The sequence below is a fragment of the Legionella wadsworthii DSM 21896 = ATCC 33877 genome (genome assembly GCF_000701265.1).
GTDB classification, from domain to species: domain Bacteria; phylum Pseudomonadota; class Gammaproteobacteria; order Legionellales; family Legionellaceae; genus Legionella; species Legionella wadsworthii.
This window is the reverse complement of sequence record NZ_KL370761.1, coordinates 335,042-352,768: the sequence shown is the minus strand read 5'-3', so window position 1 is coordinate 352,768 and position 17,727 is coordinate 335,042. Positions and strand designations below refer to the sequence as shown.

The window sequence follows — 17,727 nt, the reverse complement described above, 5'->3', positions numbered from 1 at the left end:
AATTTACTTATTTAACAAATACTTGTAATTTATTCATTGAAATACATATTTATAAATAAGTGTCTTTCGAAAATCCCAATTTCTGATTTAAAGGGAGTTACGCAGAATCACTGAGTTTTAATAAGTTGACTCATAAACTAATTCAATTAATGAAATAGTAAAAACAGGGAAGTTTTTATGAGCTGGATGGTTAATGAAGATTGTTATCGTAGAATTCACGAGACTTATCGTGGTTATCGTCTTCATGGCGCATCCGCATATGCATCTTTCCTGTCTGCTTTTCTCATTGCTTTAGGAACAATATTCCTCAAATTTGAATCGACTTCCTGGCAATGGGTATTGCGCAATCGTAAAATATTATTTCCCCATATCGTTCCAGAACTACCTCGTTTTGCGAATCTGATGCGCTATGTGTTACAAGGGATATGGCTTATTAGCATATATCCTCAACGAAAAAAAATATTCGCAATTCATTTTTTACACCGATTCAAATTAATTAAAAAAGCTTATTACAACTGGATTAAGTCTTTGCCTCAAAAAATTGAAGACAATCGGGGGTGGAGAAAAAATGTTAGATTTTTTTATCGATTGAATAAAACCACCCAAAATTTTCTGTTTTGGTTTATAAGCCTGATAGCTATGATATTGGCTGTAGTTTGTATTACTCAGCCTTTTAAACCTGAAGCCCAATTTATATTTCTAATTATTTTATGGTTGACGGCTCTAAGTGTTCGAAATATACCGAAACCTGCAACAATAATCTTTTTGGTCGTTTTGTCATTGTTGGTTTCTTTTCGGTATCTATGGTGGCGTTATACAAATACATTATACTGGGGTGACCTACCCAGTCTTATTTTGGGTTTACTTTTTCTTTTTGCAGAAACATATATTTGGATAATGCTGACCTTTTCCAATATTCAAAGTATTTGGCCATTACACAGAACTCCTATCGCATTACCTGAAGATAGATCAACGTGGCCAACAGTGGATATTATGATAACGACCTACACTGAGGATCTAAACATTATCAGACCCGGAGTATATGCATCTTTAGGTATGGATTGGCCTAAGGAAAAATTAAATATTTATATCTTAGATGATGGGGATAGACAAACCATTAAAGATTTTGCGGAACAGGTAGGTGTACATTATATCGCCCGAAAAACTCATGAGCATGCCAAAGCAGGAAATATCAATCATGCTTTAAAACTGACAAAGGGTGAATATATTGCGTTTTTTGATTGCGATCACATCCCAGTTCGAACTTTTCTGCAAGTCACCCTTGGGTGGTTTTTAAAAGATCCTAAGCTTGCAATATTGCAGACACCGCAGCATTTTTTCTCACCAGATCCCTTTGAGAGAAATTTGGGTATTTATGGCGTTTCTCCTAAAGAAAGCGCTTTATTTTATGGAATAGTCCAAGATGGTAATGATACTTGGAATGCTACTTATTTTTGCGGATCATCGGGTGTCATACGACGAAATACTATTGAAGAAATAGGCGGCATGGCCGTAGAAAGTGTTACCGAAGATTTGGAAACGACCTTGAAGTTACAACGATTAGGGTATAACACAGCCTATCTTCGAATCCCATTAGCCGCAGGTTTGGCTACTGAAAGTTTATCCGTTTTTATAAAACAGCGTATCCGCTGGGCTCGAGGGACAATACAAGTGTTCCGCATGAATAATCCTCTAACGGGTAAAGGACTTACCATCATGCAGCGGCTTTGCTATACCTGTGCTATTCTTTATTTTTTGGCAGGGATTCCCCGTCTCATTTTATTCTCCATGCCTGTTTTTTTTCTGTTATTTAATGTTTATATTATCTACGCATCACCCCTGATGCTTCTATTGTATGCTTTTCCTCATATCGCACACACTTTATTAGCCAGTACGAGTATACAAGGTAAATACAGGCACTTTTTGTGGAATGAAATATATGAAACGGTGGTATCCTGGTATATTGCTGTACCTACAACCTTAGCACTAATCAATCCGAAAAAAGGAGCTTTTAATGTAACTGCCAAAGGGGGATTGATAGAAGAAACTTATATGGATTGGGCTTCTACCCGGCCTTATGTCATTTTATTAATTTTTAACTTTGCAGGCTTGCTTGGAGGTATTTGGCGGTTATCTTATGGTATTTCTGAGGAGATTCCTGGATTAATTATCAGTATGATCTGGATTTTAAATAATCTTATGACTTTGGGTGGCGCTTTTGGTGTTGCCATTGAAGCCAAACAAACACGTAAGTCTCCGCGTGTTAATTTCTCTATGCCTTGCTCGATTATCAATGATCAAGGCTACTCCATTCCATGTACCTTAATCGATTATTCTGATATTGGTGTAGGGGTGGAAATGTTGGAAACCCATCAACTACAAAAAGGTGAAAAGGTTTCCTTAATCCTGTCGCAACTTCAGGAAGATTTTTCTTTTCCATGCGACATTGTTTTCATTTCAAAATCAAAAATAGGATTACGATTAGAAAATTTAAGTTTGAAAGAGAACATAAATTTTATCCAATGTACTTTTGCGAGATCTGATGCCTGGGCAAATTGGCAAAGTGGTTTTGCACCGGATCAACCAAAAGAAACATTTAGAGACATTATTAAAATGGAATTCAATGGGTATCGGAAACTGATTCAATACACACCTTTTTTAATTCGTAATTTTTTAAACTTAATGATTAATTTCTTAGTTTGGATTTTTTCTGTTTTACCCCATCCCATAAAAATAAGCCAGAAAAAAAGGATTTTAGAATGTTAAGAACTGCCGGTTTTATGATTTTTCTCTTAAGCGCAGTGAGCGTATTTGCGCAAGATAACGCGAATATATCTTTGGGCTCCACTCCTAATGCATCTACCACTGGTTCTTTACGTACAGTAAAAATTTATTTTGAAAACTCAAGAAAGAAGAAAAATAAAGTCATTCTTAAGGGTAACTCGACCACAAAAACGATTGAATTTACAATTCGCAAGGATGAAATTGTCACAAAAGCGCAAGTTCATTTATCCTACATACCTTCACCTTCACTACAACCGATAATATCTCAACTTAAATATTATATTAATGAAGAATTATTAGGTGTCATTCCCATTACTGCAAATCAGTTAGGAAAGTTAAATCATTTTGAGCTCACATTAGATCCACGTTACATCGCTGATTATAATCGCTTGACTTTCGAGTTTGTAGACCAACCTATTATTAAATGCCAAGATGTTAATAGTGACACACTCTGGTTAGAGGTAAGTCAATCTAGCGCATTAGAACTGGTGGTTCAAAGCCTTCCTATTAATAATGACTTATCAAGTTTCCCAAGACCTTTCTTTGATTACCTTGATTATGGATTGCTGAAATTGCCCATGGTCTTTGCCGAACAACCCAACATAACACAACTACAAGCCGCAGGTCTCTTAGCCTCATTTTTTGGAAGTAAATCTTTATGGCGAGGGCAGTCCTTCCCCACATATTATAATCAAATACCAAAGAGCAATTTTGTTGTATTTGCAACCAATTCTTCACGTCCAGATTTTCTTAAAAACTATCGGACTGTTGATGCACCAACAATCGAAATCATCAATAATCCAAATAATCCTATGAAAAAGGTATTATTAATACTGGGACGAGATGATAAGGATTTAAATTTGGCTGTTCAAGCAATTGCTCAAGGAAATATTCTTTTTCGTGGTACAAGTGTTCGTGTGAATAAAATAGAATCGCTTGAAAAGAGAAAACCTTACGATGCACCCAATTGGGTTCCAACAAACCGTCCAGTGCAGTTTTCAGAGCTTGAACAATTTAAAGGACAATTAAGAAGTAAAGGGACAATCCCTTATCCAATAGTCCTTTATTTTAATCTACCCCCTGATTTATTTTCGTCCAAAGCTACAGGTGTTCCGGTTCACATGAAATACAGATATTCAATACCTCCTGCTTTGGGCTTTTCTTATGTTACAGTGAACTTGAATGACTATTTTGTGACTGACTATAGATTATCTGCAGAAGGACAAAAAAAGGAACCCCACTTAGAAACTAAATCCATTTCAAAAGGAGGCAGTGAAACCTTCACTATTCCCAACGAAGCATTACAGCCAAGCAACCAATTGCAATTTAGTTTCAATTATGTGACAGAATACTGTGGCAATTTGGCAATAAACAGTGCTGATATTGATAGTACCTCTACAATTGATTTCTCAAATTATTACCATTATATGAAATTGCCTGACTTAAGTGCCTATATTAATTCGGGATTTCCATTTAGTCGGTTCGCTGATTTATCCGAATCTATGGTTTTGATAGATAAAGATCCTGAACCTAAGGAAGTAACCACATTACTCAATGCTCTGGGTAATATTGGTTCTCAAACAGGTTATCCAGCCACAGCTTATACGTTAACAAATGATCCTTCCCTTATAAAAAATAAAGATAAAGATGTTTTAATCATCGGGAGAATTCCGGCAAAATTTTTAGATGAACACAAGTTAAATTTACTCATTGAGCGAACTCAAAGTTGGGTTCGGGAGCCCATGCGGAAAAACGAATTAGGCGGTCCGCCAGAAAACTCAAATACCATCCCTGCGACTTTAACCAGCGTCAGTTCATCCAATCCTGTTGCAGGAATGATTCAAGTCCAATCTCCTTACCACAGTCAGCGCAGTATCATTGCTTTATTAGCCGAAGGTCCTTCTGGATTTGACTTACTCAACAATGCCCTTACTGATCAAGAAAAACAAACGAAGATAAATGGCTCTGTTTCAATATTCAGAAATTCTGGAGTGAATAGCTTACTCGTAGGAGATATTTATCACATAGGATATATACCCTTATGGACACAATTTTGGCTTGTCATTCAAAAATATCCGATAAGTTTGTCTATCGCAGCGTTATTGGTGGCAGTGATTTTTACTTTCATTTTGTGGCGGGTCATTAAAGAAGTAAGGCGACGTCGTTTGAAAGTAAATAATTAGAATAGGACATTAGCGGAACCACATGGAATTGAGCCGTCATATATACAAAGCATGCACTTTGATGTTCTGTACCAATTTGTTATGGACACATGGTGCATTTGCAGCTTTTGGACATAAAAACCATGGAAGCCCCAAGCTCAACTTTTGGGGCCAGAAGAATGTTGATAAACAAATTAATCATTCTCCAGTCAATGCAAAAAAATTTCTTTTCCAACAATTATTTTTGAGTGAGGCCCTTGATCGTTATGATTTATTTTCTCAGATATTAGAACGTCTCGAATGGATTGCCCCAAACGATCCGGAAGTAGTCGCGGCTCGTATCAGGTTTTTAGTTCAAAAGGGAAATTTTGTCCAAGCTGAAACACAGCTCAAAAAATTAAATCAACTGGCTCCTGGATCTGCAATTTATCGTAAAGCCCTTGTCAGTCTCAATTTAGCCAAACCCGTTGGAAAGCAAAAGTTGATACAAACCCGCTTACTTGCCTTAACGAATCATTTCAAAGAAGCAAAACAACAATATGATCTTCTTTTTCACGGTGATTTCCCAACTCCGAAATATGAGTTTGAATATTGGAAGCTTTTATTAAAAATTCCAAAACAAAAGGACTTGGCATTTCAAAAATTACTTGCCTTGTATCGCTATTTAAAGACAGAGAATATTCTCCAAAATAATTTGGAAGCGAACTGGCAAACAGAGTTGGGTAAAACTCTTGCTTCATTACTTGTTGATAAAGGACAAATACTACTTAAAAAAAATAAATTGGCTGAAGCTGAAAAACTTTTTATAGAAGCCAACCAGATAGATAGTAAAAATGCTGATGTGTGGGTGAAGTTTGGTGATTTAGCATATAAAAGGCAAAAATTTACCGAGGCAGAAGGATTATATAGAAAAGCTTTAAAAATAAATGCCTATAATGAATCTGCGATCTCGGGATTAGCTGATATTTATAAACGTAACTCGCCTCAAAAAGCCTTAAATTACTTGGTAAGCTTGCCAACCGACCTGCAAAATGAAGTAAAAAAGCAAATAAATGAATTAAAGGGCTCGATGTTACAAACAAAAGCCGATGTTTTTTTAAAACAAAATAAATTGCAGCAAGCACTGGAATTATACAGAAGCGCTAAAGCGTTTAAACCTGATGATATTTGGGTCAATTATAAAATTGCTAAAATATTATATGATACGGGAAAAAGAGAAGAGGCAGACAAACTATTTCGTGACATTTTGCATATGAAAAGCACTGATCCAAATCATATCTATGTCTATGCAATTTACTTGGCCATTCAAAAGAAAAACAGACAAGCTTTGAAAATGATGCTTGCCATTCCTAAAAACAAATGGAATTCGGATATGCGGCAGTTCGCAAAAAACATCCAAATTCAGGTTGCTCTAACTACAGCGCAAGATATTTGGGATTCTGGTAATAAAGAGAGCGCGAGATCTTACTTGCTACAGCAGCCCAATAACAATCAAATAAAAATGAAATTAGCTGATTGGGATTTTCAGGATAAAAACTACAATGAAGCACTTCAATATTTTAAAGAAGTTCATATTCAAGAGCCAGCAAATTTGGATGCTTCTGTGGGGATGATAGTAACCTTGGTGGCTTTAAAAAGGCTGGATGAAGCCCAAGGACTTTTACTCGCGTATTCGTCTCTTGCAAAACAGATAGAATCTAAAAGACGTATCGATTTGCTCCGTAAAGTTGGCGATGCTTGGGTGGAAATTGGTAATCACAAAAAAGGGTATGCTATTTTACAAACTGCAAAAAAACTTGCAAATTTGCATAAACCAAGTATGGATAATGCGCTAGTATTCCGAGATGCTGCGGAAGTGGAAATAAAATTAAAGCAGAGGAGATTGGCCCAGGAAGATTTTAAAGAAGCAATGGTTCAGAGCGAAATTACCCCTTTTTTCCCCAAGGACACCATCACCTACTCTTATTTAACGAGAAATGATCCAAAAGATGACTGGTTAAAAAAGAGTATTCGAGAAAGAGCTGCATCTTTGTATCGCGATTTAGAAACCAATGTTACTCTGGATTATGACTATTGGTCAGTCGATGGGACACCCGGTTTCTCAGAACTCATCGCAAATGATACTATTTTAAACGCAAGATTTCCTTTATATGATGGCCGTGCATTTGTAAGGAATGATACAGTTTGGATGACAGCAGGGAATTTTACTCCTTATAAAGGGAAATATATTGCTGATTTTGGGACCTGCCCAAATGGTTGTACTAGCGGTTTTTCGCAAACAGCCATTGGAGACAGCATAGCATTGGGGTGGCAAAACGATCATTGGTCTATGGATATAGGCGAGACCCCGCTGGGTTTTCATGTCCCTAATTTTTTGGGCAGCCTCGCCTATAATAATGAGTTTCACCATCTGAATTGGGCTCTTATTGCTTCCCGACGGCCCATGACGAATTCTTTGTTGTCCTTTGCTGGAGCTAAAGATCCCAACACAGGGATTGTCTGGGGAGGAGTCGTATCCGACAACATCATCTTAACTTTAAGTTATGATCGGGGCTGGCCTGTTGGATTCTGGGCGAATATAAGCGGAGGTTATCTGACGGGTAAGAATGTACCCAATAATCAAAGATCCCGTTTCATGGAGGGAGCCTATTTAAAATTGTTGAATAATACCAATCATTACGCATCGATTGGCATATTAAACATGTATTGGCATTATCAAAAAAACCTGGATTTTTATACACTAGGCCAAGGCGGTTATTTCAGCCCTAAAGATTTTGTTGGCTTTATAATGCCCATAAACTACAGGCAACGTAAAGGTAATTTGACATTTGAAGTAGGGGGTACTGGTTCCTGGACTCGAAGTAGAAATGCGGCAAGTCCTAGATACCCGATACCCGAGTTAATTCCTGATACCTTCGAGGATAAAAATGAGACTTTTGGAGCGGGAATAACTCAGGGATGGGGGTATACTTTATTTGCTACTGCAGAATACCGCCTGAGCTCACATTTTATTTTAGGCGGTATCTACGACTTACAAAGAACCCAGTATTATACACCCAGCCACGCATCAATTTATATTCGATATTCGTATGAAGGCTGGCAAGGAGACATGGATATGCCATTAAATCCCATGATTCGTTATGCGGAGTTCAGATAGAGGGAACATAATCCTGGAGATCATCATTGTACTTTTGATGCCACTGAATTTTATAGTTACTGCAAGCGGTTATTTTTTATTTGGGATAGGGGATCCAATGTTGATCTCCTGACAAACGTATAAAATACGTACCATAATAATCCACTACTGTGGCTGCCTCAGTTTCTGAAATTGAGTTGGTTTGGGGCAGATTTCTTGTTAATGCCTGCCAATCAACCTTGGGTTGTTCAAAAACCAAGCCTTTGAGGGTGCGCGATATTAAGTCAGAAATGGCAAGATAACTACTTGGATTATTGAGGATTAAGGGTTTATCCTCGTGTGGGGATTTCATACCGACAAACTTAAGCCCAACTGGAATGTCAGTAATACTCGGGCTTGGAATATCTCTTAATCCAGATATTTGCAATTTATCGCCTGGAAGGTTTGCTCCATGTTCTGGAATAAATAATATGAGTACTTTGCGCTGCGAGTTTTCTAATTCAGCGAAAAGAGTATCAATCTGGTCAAAAAACTTCTGGGCTCTTGCACGGTAGGGTGCAGGGCTTTTATTCATATATAAATTGCCATCATGTAAAGAGATGACATTGAAAAAGGTAATATTTTTGTTATTTTTTGAGGAGTTGGTTTGGTTCATCCATCTTTCAAATAATTGGCCATCATTAGAAATGTTATGTCCGTTGAAACCAATAAGGTCGGGACTAATACCCTCTCGTGAGAGCATGGGTACATTTTGCAAATCTCCGTCTTCGCGGATATCCTGCAGGAAATCTCCAAATATCCCGTCATGATCCATCATCAATTCTGGCTTATATCCAAGTGAAGTTAGATTATTGAATAGGTAACACTCTGGTGAAGCAGGTTGGGTCAAATCCGATTGTGTTGTTTGGCCACAGCTTGAACGCAATAAACGAAGTGCTGCGGGGCCACTATAAGATGTGGCTGAATTAAAATTTTTGAATAAAATATCAAACTTCTTCCACATGGGGTGATTTTCTAATTGAACTGATTTGATATCCGCCCACGCTAATGAGCAAATTTGAATAATAAAAATATCAAAAGATTCGGCTCCAGAGGGTAATGAGCTTGGAAAATCGACACGTAAAGTTTTTTGTTTTTTATAAAAGTCATTTAAAAAATTATTCAAATTGTCATCCGTTGGCGGGGGAATTTCGTGACTACTCACTGGAGAGATTTCAATGGATTGGGGATTCGTTTTTATTTCCTCAGCTTGTTCATGTTGAGGTAATGCAATAGAGGGAGATTTAAGTGTAAGAATATTAAGCCAACAAAGTATGATAACAGTAAATACAGTCACCCTGAGCCATTGAGATAGAAATAAATAACCGACTAATAAAACAAAACTCAATGCAATCAGATTCCAGTTAATGAATCGATTGAGCAACATAAGCAGATATTGGGGACTGAAATCAAATAAGTTGCCCCCTTGATGCATTATGGTGTCAAATCCCGGTAACCAGGTATCATAATACAACAGAATAAGTCCAATGGGGATGGCAATCCAATTTCTGATGCGATGCATTAATAGGGAGGGCAGAGGAAATAATAAATACGCTAAAAATGTCAAATTATATAAAGGATGAAAATTGAGGTATCCATACCAAAGAAACGCAAATTTAAGAATGAAATAAAAATTCCAGGCGCCAAGACCACGCCAATTACCCCAAATATTTGGCGTATTCTCAATGACACAAACATCCTGTTTCACTTCCGTCATGGCAAATTATTCAATTTGAAAGATTCACTATACCATAAAGAAATTATCAGAAATATTCTCCCACTAGAATTCTTAACAATTTAAAACAGAAAGATCACGACTTAAAAATTAATTATTGTTTTTTAATGTTTCGGTAATTTGATCAATCCGCTCCTCAACCGCAGCAAATACTTCTTTGAAGGAGTCAAACAAACCAGGTAAAGAGAGTTTTTTCAGTGAGTATTCTGTAACCCCATTTGGAGTGGTCACTCCTTGCCGCAATTGTGCAAAAGAACGTTCTGATTTTTTTGCCAGTTCTGCAGCACCTAACACAGATTCTAATGCAACTTTCGCAGCAAGCTCTTCAGGAATACCTCTACTTATGGCTGCCCCTTGTAATGCCTCTAGAAAGAGGAAAGCATAAGCTGGAGCACACCCTATAGGCGCTGTTAATGTGTCCAGCATGGTTTCCTCATCGACCCAAAATGCAAGTCCCAAAGTCTGGAATAAATCTTGGACCAATAATTTTTGCTCGTGAGAAATTGATGAATTTGCAAAAAGTGCAGAGGTTCCTTTACAAAATTCTATGGGTGTATTACTCATGGAGCGGACAACCCCTATATGATTAACACCAAGCCATTGAGTCATATTGCTGATGTTGATAATACCCGCTAGGGAAATGATTACAGGAAGTTTTTTTCTTATGGTTTGCGAGATGTCACGACACACGCTTTGCATGAACTGAGGTTTTACTGCAAGAACAATAATATCGGCATCCTCAGCAGCTTGAGCGTTGTTTTGTGCCGATAATATGTTCAATTCCCGCACAAGTAAAGCAGGTTTACTCGAATCACGACTACTTACTTTAATCAAATTTTCAGGGTAGCCGCTGCGAATAAGCCCTCGAATAAAAGCACTTCCTAAATTACCGGCGCCAATGACTGTGATTGAGTTAAATTTGCTCATATTGATCTTTAATTTGAAAACTTGACAAGATATCAATAGCGTATGATTCTTGTCAAGAGTTGCCTTTGTTTTTAGATACTGAACAGTTTAGTTGAGCCAACCATTCTTCCGAATGATATCTTTCGAGCACTCCACCCCGGGTTGATCAAAAGAATTTATATTCCAGATTATTCCTTGCACAAAAATCTTATGTTCGTATAAAGAAATCAATGATCCCAACGATTGAGGTGAACAATCGACTAGGGAGAGGAGATTTATTGGCATTTTTCCTGGAATGTAACTGTGAGGATTGTCATTATTTTTGCCTCCCTGAGTCAATACTTCTCTATGAGCATGGCACATTTTATTAATGACATCCCCTTCAAAGGCATGCACGTTGATTAAATCTGCTGCTATCTTATGGGTTCCTTGACATAAAAGCTGATAATAACTGTGTTGCGCATGATTACCTAAACCGCCCCATATGATAGGACCTGTTGCATAATTAATGCATTGGCCTTGTTTGTTAATCGACTTTCCATTACTTTCCATATCCAGTTGTTGGAGATAGGGAACAAAGTATTGTAAATCTTGGGAATAAGCCATCACCAATAAATTATGTATGTTTAGAAAATTAATATTCCATATCCCTAATAAAGCTATGAGTACCGGCAAATTCTTGGAAAAATTTTCTGTTTGAAAATGCTGGTCCATTTTATAGGCACCAGTAAGAATTTCTGAAAAATGTTCAAAACCAATGGCAATACACGAAATTAAATTGATTGCAGAACAAAATGAAAAACGCCCACCTACCCAATCCCAAATAGGTAGAATAGTACTAAAGCCCATTTCTTCTGCTTTTTTTACATTCGCAGTAACCGCGATAAAGTGTTGATTTAAAGGTTTGTCCTGGTTTATCCAGGATAAAGCTTTTTGTAAATGTTTGTCCTGGTTTATCCAGGATAAAGCTTTTTGTAAATGGGATAAAGTTTCTGGAGTGGTGAAAGATTTTGAGGAAACTATAAATAAGGTAGTTTCCTTATTCAGTTTTGCAGTAGTGCGTACAAAAGCATAGGGATCAATATCTGAAATAAAATGAAAATTTAATTTATCAGTAACCAAATCGCTTAAAGCATGGATACAAAAGAATGGACCTAACATGGAACCGCCGATTCCTATATTCACCACATCAGTAATCGGTTTGCCGGAGTAACCCAGCCATTCACCATTTCGAATTTTTGTAGAAATATCTTTCATGGATTGACGGACACGCACGATCTCAGGAATGACATTATGTTCATTCACCATGATGACTTTGTTCTCTGGAGCACGCAGCGCGGTATGTAACACTGCTCTATTTTCGGTATTATTAATAGTCTTTCCGTCCATCATGTCATTAATATGGTCTTGAAGATGGCATTCAGAGGCAAGTTCCATAAGAGAATCGAGAATTGCGGCATTCATGTGTTGCCCACTATAATCTAAAGAAATATTGTGGGTAGAAATGATATTATTTTTTGTATCGGTTTTTGGATGGATGTCTGTTTTTGCCAATTTTTGAAGTTGTTTCCACGAATTCATTTTTGTAAGATCTGACATTTATATTTCTCTATCTATTATTATTATTTAAAAGCCATTGAGAAAATTTCTTCCCCTCAGGAGAATGCTCTTTTCCTAAATCGACATTCGCTTTAAGAAATCCAAGGACACTGCCGCAATCATAACGTTTACCCTCATAAGGTAAGGCAAGAACAGTCTCTTCTTTGACTAGTTCGTTAATTGCATCAGTTAACTGAATTTCTTTATGCTCCTCTTGAGGCAGTGACCGAATGTGTTTAAAAATACTTGGGTTGAGAACGTATCGTCCCACTATGGCAATATTTGATGCCGCAAGGTGTGGTTTCGGTTTTTCTTCAAGATGATGTACAGATAAAAGATTTTTATCCCAAGGAGCACCCTGAATAATACCATAACATTCCGTAAGTTCTTGAGGAATTTTTTCTACTGCAACAATGCTGTGTCCATATTGATCATGCCTATTAATTAATTGTTGAATCACTGGCGTTGTATGCGTCATTAAATCATCAGCCAGAATTACTGCAAAGGATTCATGACAAATAATTTGTTCCACACATAAAACGGCATGCCCCAAGCCGAGAGGTTTTGCCTGGCGAACATAAAAACATTCCATATCTTTTGGGGTCACCGATTGCACCAGAGATAATAGTTCATGTTTATTATGAAGGTGCAGTTCATTTTCAAGTTGATAGGCGTGATCGAAATGATCTTCTATAGCGCGCTTATTATGACAGGTTACAAAAATCATTTGCCGTATACCGGCAGCATAAGCTTCTTCTACTGCATATTGAATTAAAGGTTTATTCACTACAGTTAACATTTCTTTGGGAGCTGCTTTCGTCGCAGGTAAAAACCGGGTCCCTAAACCTGCGACGGGAAATACTGCTTTACGTATTCGTGGAAATGAAGCATTCATTGTTAATCTATCCATTTAGTAACAATTCATATAGATTTAGCCTTTTATTTAAGTATGCACTTAAAATAATCTGAATTATAGACTTTTTTATCCTGATTAAGGTAAAAAGTAGGGTTAGAATTAAAGGGTTATTCATGTATTTTCTAAATTGGTCCTATGCGAATGGTTTACCAAAATCCATTTCGCGTTTTAAAAGCGATCCTGATGATTTTCAGGTAAATGAGTATTTTAATGAGCCATTTACCGGAGAGGGCGAGCATATTCTCTTAAGAATAGAAAAAACAAACATGACCACTGCGGAGGTCATTCGTTCTTTAGCAAAAATAGTAAATAAGCCTGTGAAGTCAATTGGTTATGCAGGGTTGAAAGACAGACAGGCAAGGACTACTCAATGGTTAAGTATTTATGCGCCCGGCGAACACATTTTAGGTTTAAATGAACTGACAACCTCTGGCTGGCAAGTTTTGGAATGTACTCGCCACAATAAAAAGTTAAAACCTGGATTTTTATCAGGCAATGAATTTGTCATACGTCTACGGGAAATTAGCCATCAAGATGATTTTTTAGATCGTATCCAATCTATTAAAAAACAGGGTGTACCCAATTATTTTGGAGAGCAACGTTTTGGTCATCAGGCTGGCAATTTGTTTCGAGCCGAAGAATTGCTTGTGCAAGGGAAACGATTTAAAGATCCTTTTTTAAAAGGAATGTATTATTCCGCGGCACGTTCATGGATTTTTAATTTAGTTTTATCCCAGCGTGTTTTGGAAAAAAGCTGGAATAGACCTCTAATTGGAGATGTGATGCAGCTTCAAGGCTCCAATAGCATTTTTGTCTTGAATCAAATAAATGATGAAATCATTCAAAGAATCATAAATAAAGATATTTCTCCAGCAAGCCCTTTACCCGGAAAAACCAAAAATAAGGTGAAAGACGAAGCCCTAAAATTAATTAATGAAGTCTATCTTAAGTGGAGACCCTGGGTCGTTGGTTTAGAACAGCATGGATTAAATGAAGATTGGCGTCCCAATATTTTGCATGTGGAGAATTTTTGCTATTCCATTAAAAATGATGTGGCAGAGCTAGCTTTCAGGCTTCCTGCTGGAGCTTATGCTACAGCTGTTCTACGTGAGTTATCACTATATCAAAATGGATAAGACACTTCTATATATTCTAAATTCCAATTGAGGCAGCTGATGGTCTAAAGAAGGAAGTTTGAGGAAAGCGCGTCACAACATACCCACCAGGACTAAAATGCAATCCTGGTGGGTGTGAAATTCATTTATTTACAATAGGTACCAGCCCATGTTTGTTTACAAAATGTTGCAAACTCGGGTTCTGTATGATAAGTGGTATACCACTCAGTCCATAACTTTTGATTTGCAGGCTCTGCATACCAGGCTTCAAATTTTTGTTGATCGTAAGTTACTGGCTCCTTCCATGTTACGGTTGTATCAGCAAAAGCTGAAGATATCATAGAAAAACCACCCACCAAGATGCATGTGGCTAATATTTTTTTAAACATAACTCTCTCCATTTAGTTTATGAAAATCATTTTAAGTGTATTTTAAATATTGCAAAAAAGAAATAAAGATCGATTATTTTGTTATTGTTCATGTAATTGGTTAGAACTTGGCCAATTTTTAAGGTGCTTGATTTAAGGGGTATGATTCCATAGAGCCATTATTGCTAAATACTTATTAGTCACACCAAGTTTTTTGTTGGCGTTTTGTAGATGAAAATTTACTGTGCGCTTACTGATTTTTAATAATTGTGCAATTGTTTCCAAACGAAATCCTTCAGCAGTTAGACTCAAACATTCTAGTTCGCGTTTTGTTAAAGGCACTTTGCCTATATTTTTTTCATTTAACAGCAGCCTTAAAAAATGAAAATAGGTGTGTAAGATGCCGAACCAGGCATCTACCTGATTTTCCCAATTTTTTAAACAATTTTCATTAATTCGCTGATGTAAAACCAAAATGACAAACTCACCTTTTGGACCATGTAAAGGGATGCATAACCCTTTATCTAACCCAAAGATAAGAGACTCTTGTTTCAATCGCCGCACTCTTTTATTTTTAGTTAATCGTAATTGTTCGTTTACGTCCCAAAAAATGGGTAATAAAGATTGTTCTGTGGATTCAAGGGTACGATCAATATCTGCATAACCTTCTTGCAGATAATATTTATGCCACGCGTCAAGGGGTGTGGTTGCCCACTCATAGACCAATTTGCTTCCTGTTTTGGTGTGCTGGTTATAATATGTGAAGGCAAAACTTTTTATATTGATGTGCCAAAAATAGTTTTTTAACAGAGAATTTAGCTCATCGATTGTTTTTACTTCTGCCATTCGTTTTTTTACACACTGCATCATTTCATCCTCAATCACATACCAATTTTGACTTATTGAAAATTTTTTGGATATTAAAATAAGGAATCAAACTATAAAGCCACCTATAGAATTACTTTACTGTTAAATTCTTAGTGAAAGAGCTTTTTAGAATTTGGCTCATTCGAACTCATTTTTATTTAAATACTAAATCGATTGGCTATTGATGTCTTAATAGCCAATCATAATAATGGTTCACATGAAGTTACTGTAAATTGCCATAAAAGGCCGTTAAATTAACGGAACCCGCAGAAATCCCCTTGATTAAAATATGATAATTACCTGAGACCGGTTTTTTAATGTTAAAATATTCATTGCCCAGCGTTAGCACTTTTTTTAAAGTTCCATCTTCATAGCGAACATACAATTGAGCACTATTTCTTGCATTATCTAGATTGTTGGTTACTTGAATGGAAAGAAGATCATATTGATAAGGATAATTATTTAGTACGGGTACATTAATGAGATATCGATGCTCATCCCCTTCACTTAATTTAATGTTATTTACAATGGTTCCATTGGATATTTCTATTTCATCGTTTGTTTGTGGATCATCCACGATGCAATGAGCATCCACACCCACCCCGCGAAAACTGGCGAGAACATCATTCACGGCATAACCAAGATCAGCAGCTGCCTTCGCTACCCCACATGCTGCACTATTGAATGTGGCTTCGGGTTGCCAATATATTTGATTCGCAAGTAAAAAAGTGCCAAAAGCCTTCCTTATATCCCAGTTTGGTGTTGTAGATAAAGTATAAAATGCTTTATTAAATACTCCTGATGTATGGTGGACATTCATGGAGTCGTTGTAATTCCTAGCGTTATCTATAGAGATGCCATCTAGAGTAGGATTCTTAAAATAACGCATTGCAACTTGATTTTTCATGATGGTTGCCCCTCCTAACCAATCATTTTCTTTTCCTGATTGGAAATTCAAATAATACTCAGCTGTTTCTCCGGCCATATCCGAGAATGCCTCATTGATTCCTCCGGACTGGCCTTTGTATAGAAGTCCCGAATTAAATTCAGTGACGCCGTGACTTACCTCATGAGCCATTACATCGATGGCAGTAAAAGGATATGTGTTAACCCCCCCATCTCCAAAAGTCATTTGTTGACCATTCCAGAAAGCACCCTCATAGTTTGTCCCAAAATGTACGCGTACCTGGAATTTGGATTGAAGCGGATTGAGAAGAAACCAATTTCGATACATGTCAAGGACCTGGCCTGCAAAATAATGGGCATCATTTAGGGGAGAATAGGCGCCATTTACAGCTTTTCCATTATTTACCGGTCGGTCTGTAGTACGGGCAGGACACAAAAACTGATAAATAGTTCCTCCTGTGATCTGATGATTCATATCATAGGTGTCTACATCTGCATTGGTCATTTGACAGTTTTCCGAGACATTTAAAATGCCATAGTCTCGACCATAATAATAAGCCCCTGTCTTCTGGTTTCCCCCCGGTCCTTCTGCATCACGTGTGGTGAGGCCATCCCAGGATTTTATGATCTCACCTGTGTGTGCATTAATCATATAGTAAGGTCTTTGCACGTTATAACCTTCTACATTAAACGAAACTAAATAAATCAATTCTGCTTTGTTGTTCTCATTAATACGCACATAAAGCTGTGCGTTTTCATTTTTAACAGAATCATTTTTTTTTAATGAGGTATTCTTTTTCACAATGTTTAAAACTTCTTTAGAATTGATATTAGGTACGGTATCAGGAATGTCTTTCTCAATGTCAATCATCATTTGACCATACCAGTTGTTTTCTACCCCATGCAGTTCAGAGCTCGTTAAAATCGCATTAAAAACCGGAGTTCTTTTATAAAAGAGTTGGTATTTTTTTTTAATTAGCCCATTGGATAATGTAACTTTCCTGGACAATGCGAATTCATAATCATTATTTTTACCAACCAGGGAGTTATTATTTTTTGTTAAATAATGGTTCATATTGTTCTCATCAATATAAACATTGGATGCAGCTTGGGCGCTTATCGAAAATATAAAAGCACTTGAAAAAAAAGAGTAAAATTTTAACTTGTTCATCACTTTCCTTATGTCATTTTAAT

Annotated in this window: 11 protein-coding genes; 4 read left to right on the top strand and 7 right to left on the bottom strand. The window is 36.9% G+C overall.

Annotated features, from left to right (window positions below):
* Window positions 1-177: 177 nt before the first annotated feature.
* The 3 genes from bcsA to bcsC all read left to right on the top strand — a co-directional run bounded on the left by bcsA (window position 178) and on the right by bcsC (window position 8,103).
* A complete protein-coding gene (gene bcsA / locus BU07_RS0116000; protein WP_051635632.1) occupies window positions 178-2,766 on the top strand; it encodes a UDP-forming cellulose synthase catalytic subunit in 2,589 nt (862 codons plus the stop codon).
* The gene (gene bcsB / locus BU07_RS0115995) at window positions 2,760-4,967 is read left to right on the top strand and encodes a cellulose biosynthesis cyclic di-GMP-binding regulatory protein BcsB (RefSeq protein ID WP_051635631.1); all 2,208 of its coding nucleotides are present in this window, start codon (window positions 2,760-2,762) and stop codon (window positions 4,965-4,967) included. Before bcsA ends, bcsB begins: the two co-directional genes overlap by 7 nt.
* 61 nt (window positions 4,968-5,028) lie before the next feature.
* Window positions 5,029-8,103: a cellulose synthase complex outer membrane protein BcsC gene (bcsC, locus tag BU07_RS0115990; RefSeq protein ID WP_051635630.1), complete on the top strand. Its 3,075-nt coding sequence runs from the start codon at window positions 5,029-5,031 to the stop codon at window positions 8,101-8,103.
* A 76-nt stretch (window positions 8,104-8,179) separates the two neighbouring features.
* Here bcsC and bcsG read toward each other — a convergent pair whose 3' ends face one another.
* From bcsG to galU, 4 genes are all read right to left on the bottom strand, one after another.
* Entirely contained in the window at window positions 8,180-9,838 is a 1,659-nt protein-coding gene (bcsG, locus tag BU07_RS0115985) for a cellulose biosynthesis protein BcsG (RefSeq protein ID WP_031567815.1), read from the bottom strand.
* 108 nt (window positions 9,839-9,946) lie between these two features.
* Window positions 9,947-10,783 carry a pyrroline-5-carboxylate reductase gene (gene proC / locus BU07_RS0115980; RefSeq protein ID WP_031567812.1) on the bottom strand — a complete coding sequence of 279 codons (837 nt, stop codon included), beginning with the start codon at window positions 10,781-10,783 and terminating at the stop codon, window positions 9,947-9,949.
* A gap of 87 nt (window positions 10,784-10,870) precedes the next feature.
* A complete protein-coding gene (gene pgi / locus BU07_RS0115975; RefSeq protein ID WP_031567811.1) occupies window positions 10,871-12,361 on the bottom strand; it encodes a glucose-6-phosphate isomerase in 1,491 nt (496 codons plus the stop codon).
* Window positions 12,362-12,371: 10 nt separating this feature from the next.
* On the bottom strand, window positions 12,372-13,256 hold the full coding sequence (gene galU, locus BU07_RS0115970) for a UTP--glucose-1-phosphate uridylyltransferase GalU (protein WP_031567808.1): 885 nt from the start codon (window positions 13,254-13,256) through the stop codon (window positions 12,372-12,374).
* 134 nt (window positions 13,257-13,390) lie between these two features.
* Here galU and truD point away from each other — a divergent pair, with 134 nt between their 5' ends.
* On the top strand, window positions 13,391-14,413 hold the full coding sequence (truD, locus tag BU07_RS0115965) for a tRNA pseudouridine(13) synthase TruD (RefSeq protein ID WP_031567806.1): 1,023 nt from the start codon (window positions 13,391-13,393) through the stop codon (window positions 14,411-14,413).
* Between the two features lie 125 nt (window positions 14,414-14,538).
* Here truD and BU07_RS0115960 read toward each other — a convergent pair whose 3' ends face one another.
* The 3 genes from BU07_RS0115960 to BU07_RS0115950 form a co-directional block, all read right to left on the bottom strand.
* A complete protein-coding gene (locus BU07_RS0115960; protein WP_031567804.1) occupies window positions 14,539-14,781 on the bottom strand; it encodes a hypothetical protein in 243 nt (80 codons plus the stop codon).
* 132 nt (window positions 14,782-14,913) lie between these two features.
* Window positions 14,914-15,630: a helix-turn-helix transcriptional regulator gene (locus BU07_RS0115955; protein ID WP_031567802.1), complete on the bottom strand. Its 717-nt coding sequence runs from the start codon at window positions 15,628-15,630 to the stop codon at window positions 14,914-14,916.
* A gap of 220 nt (window positions 15,631-15,850) precedes the next feature.
* Window positions 15,851-17,704, bottom strand: a complete 1,854-nt coding sequence (locus BU07_RS0115950) for a M4 family metallopeptidase (protein ID WP_031567801.1) — start codon at window positions 17,702-17,704, stop codon at window positions 15,851-15,853.
* Between the last annotated feature and the right edge of the window lie 23 nt (window positions 17,705-17,727).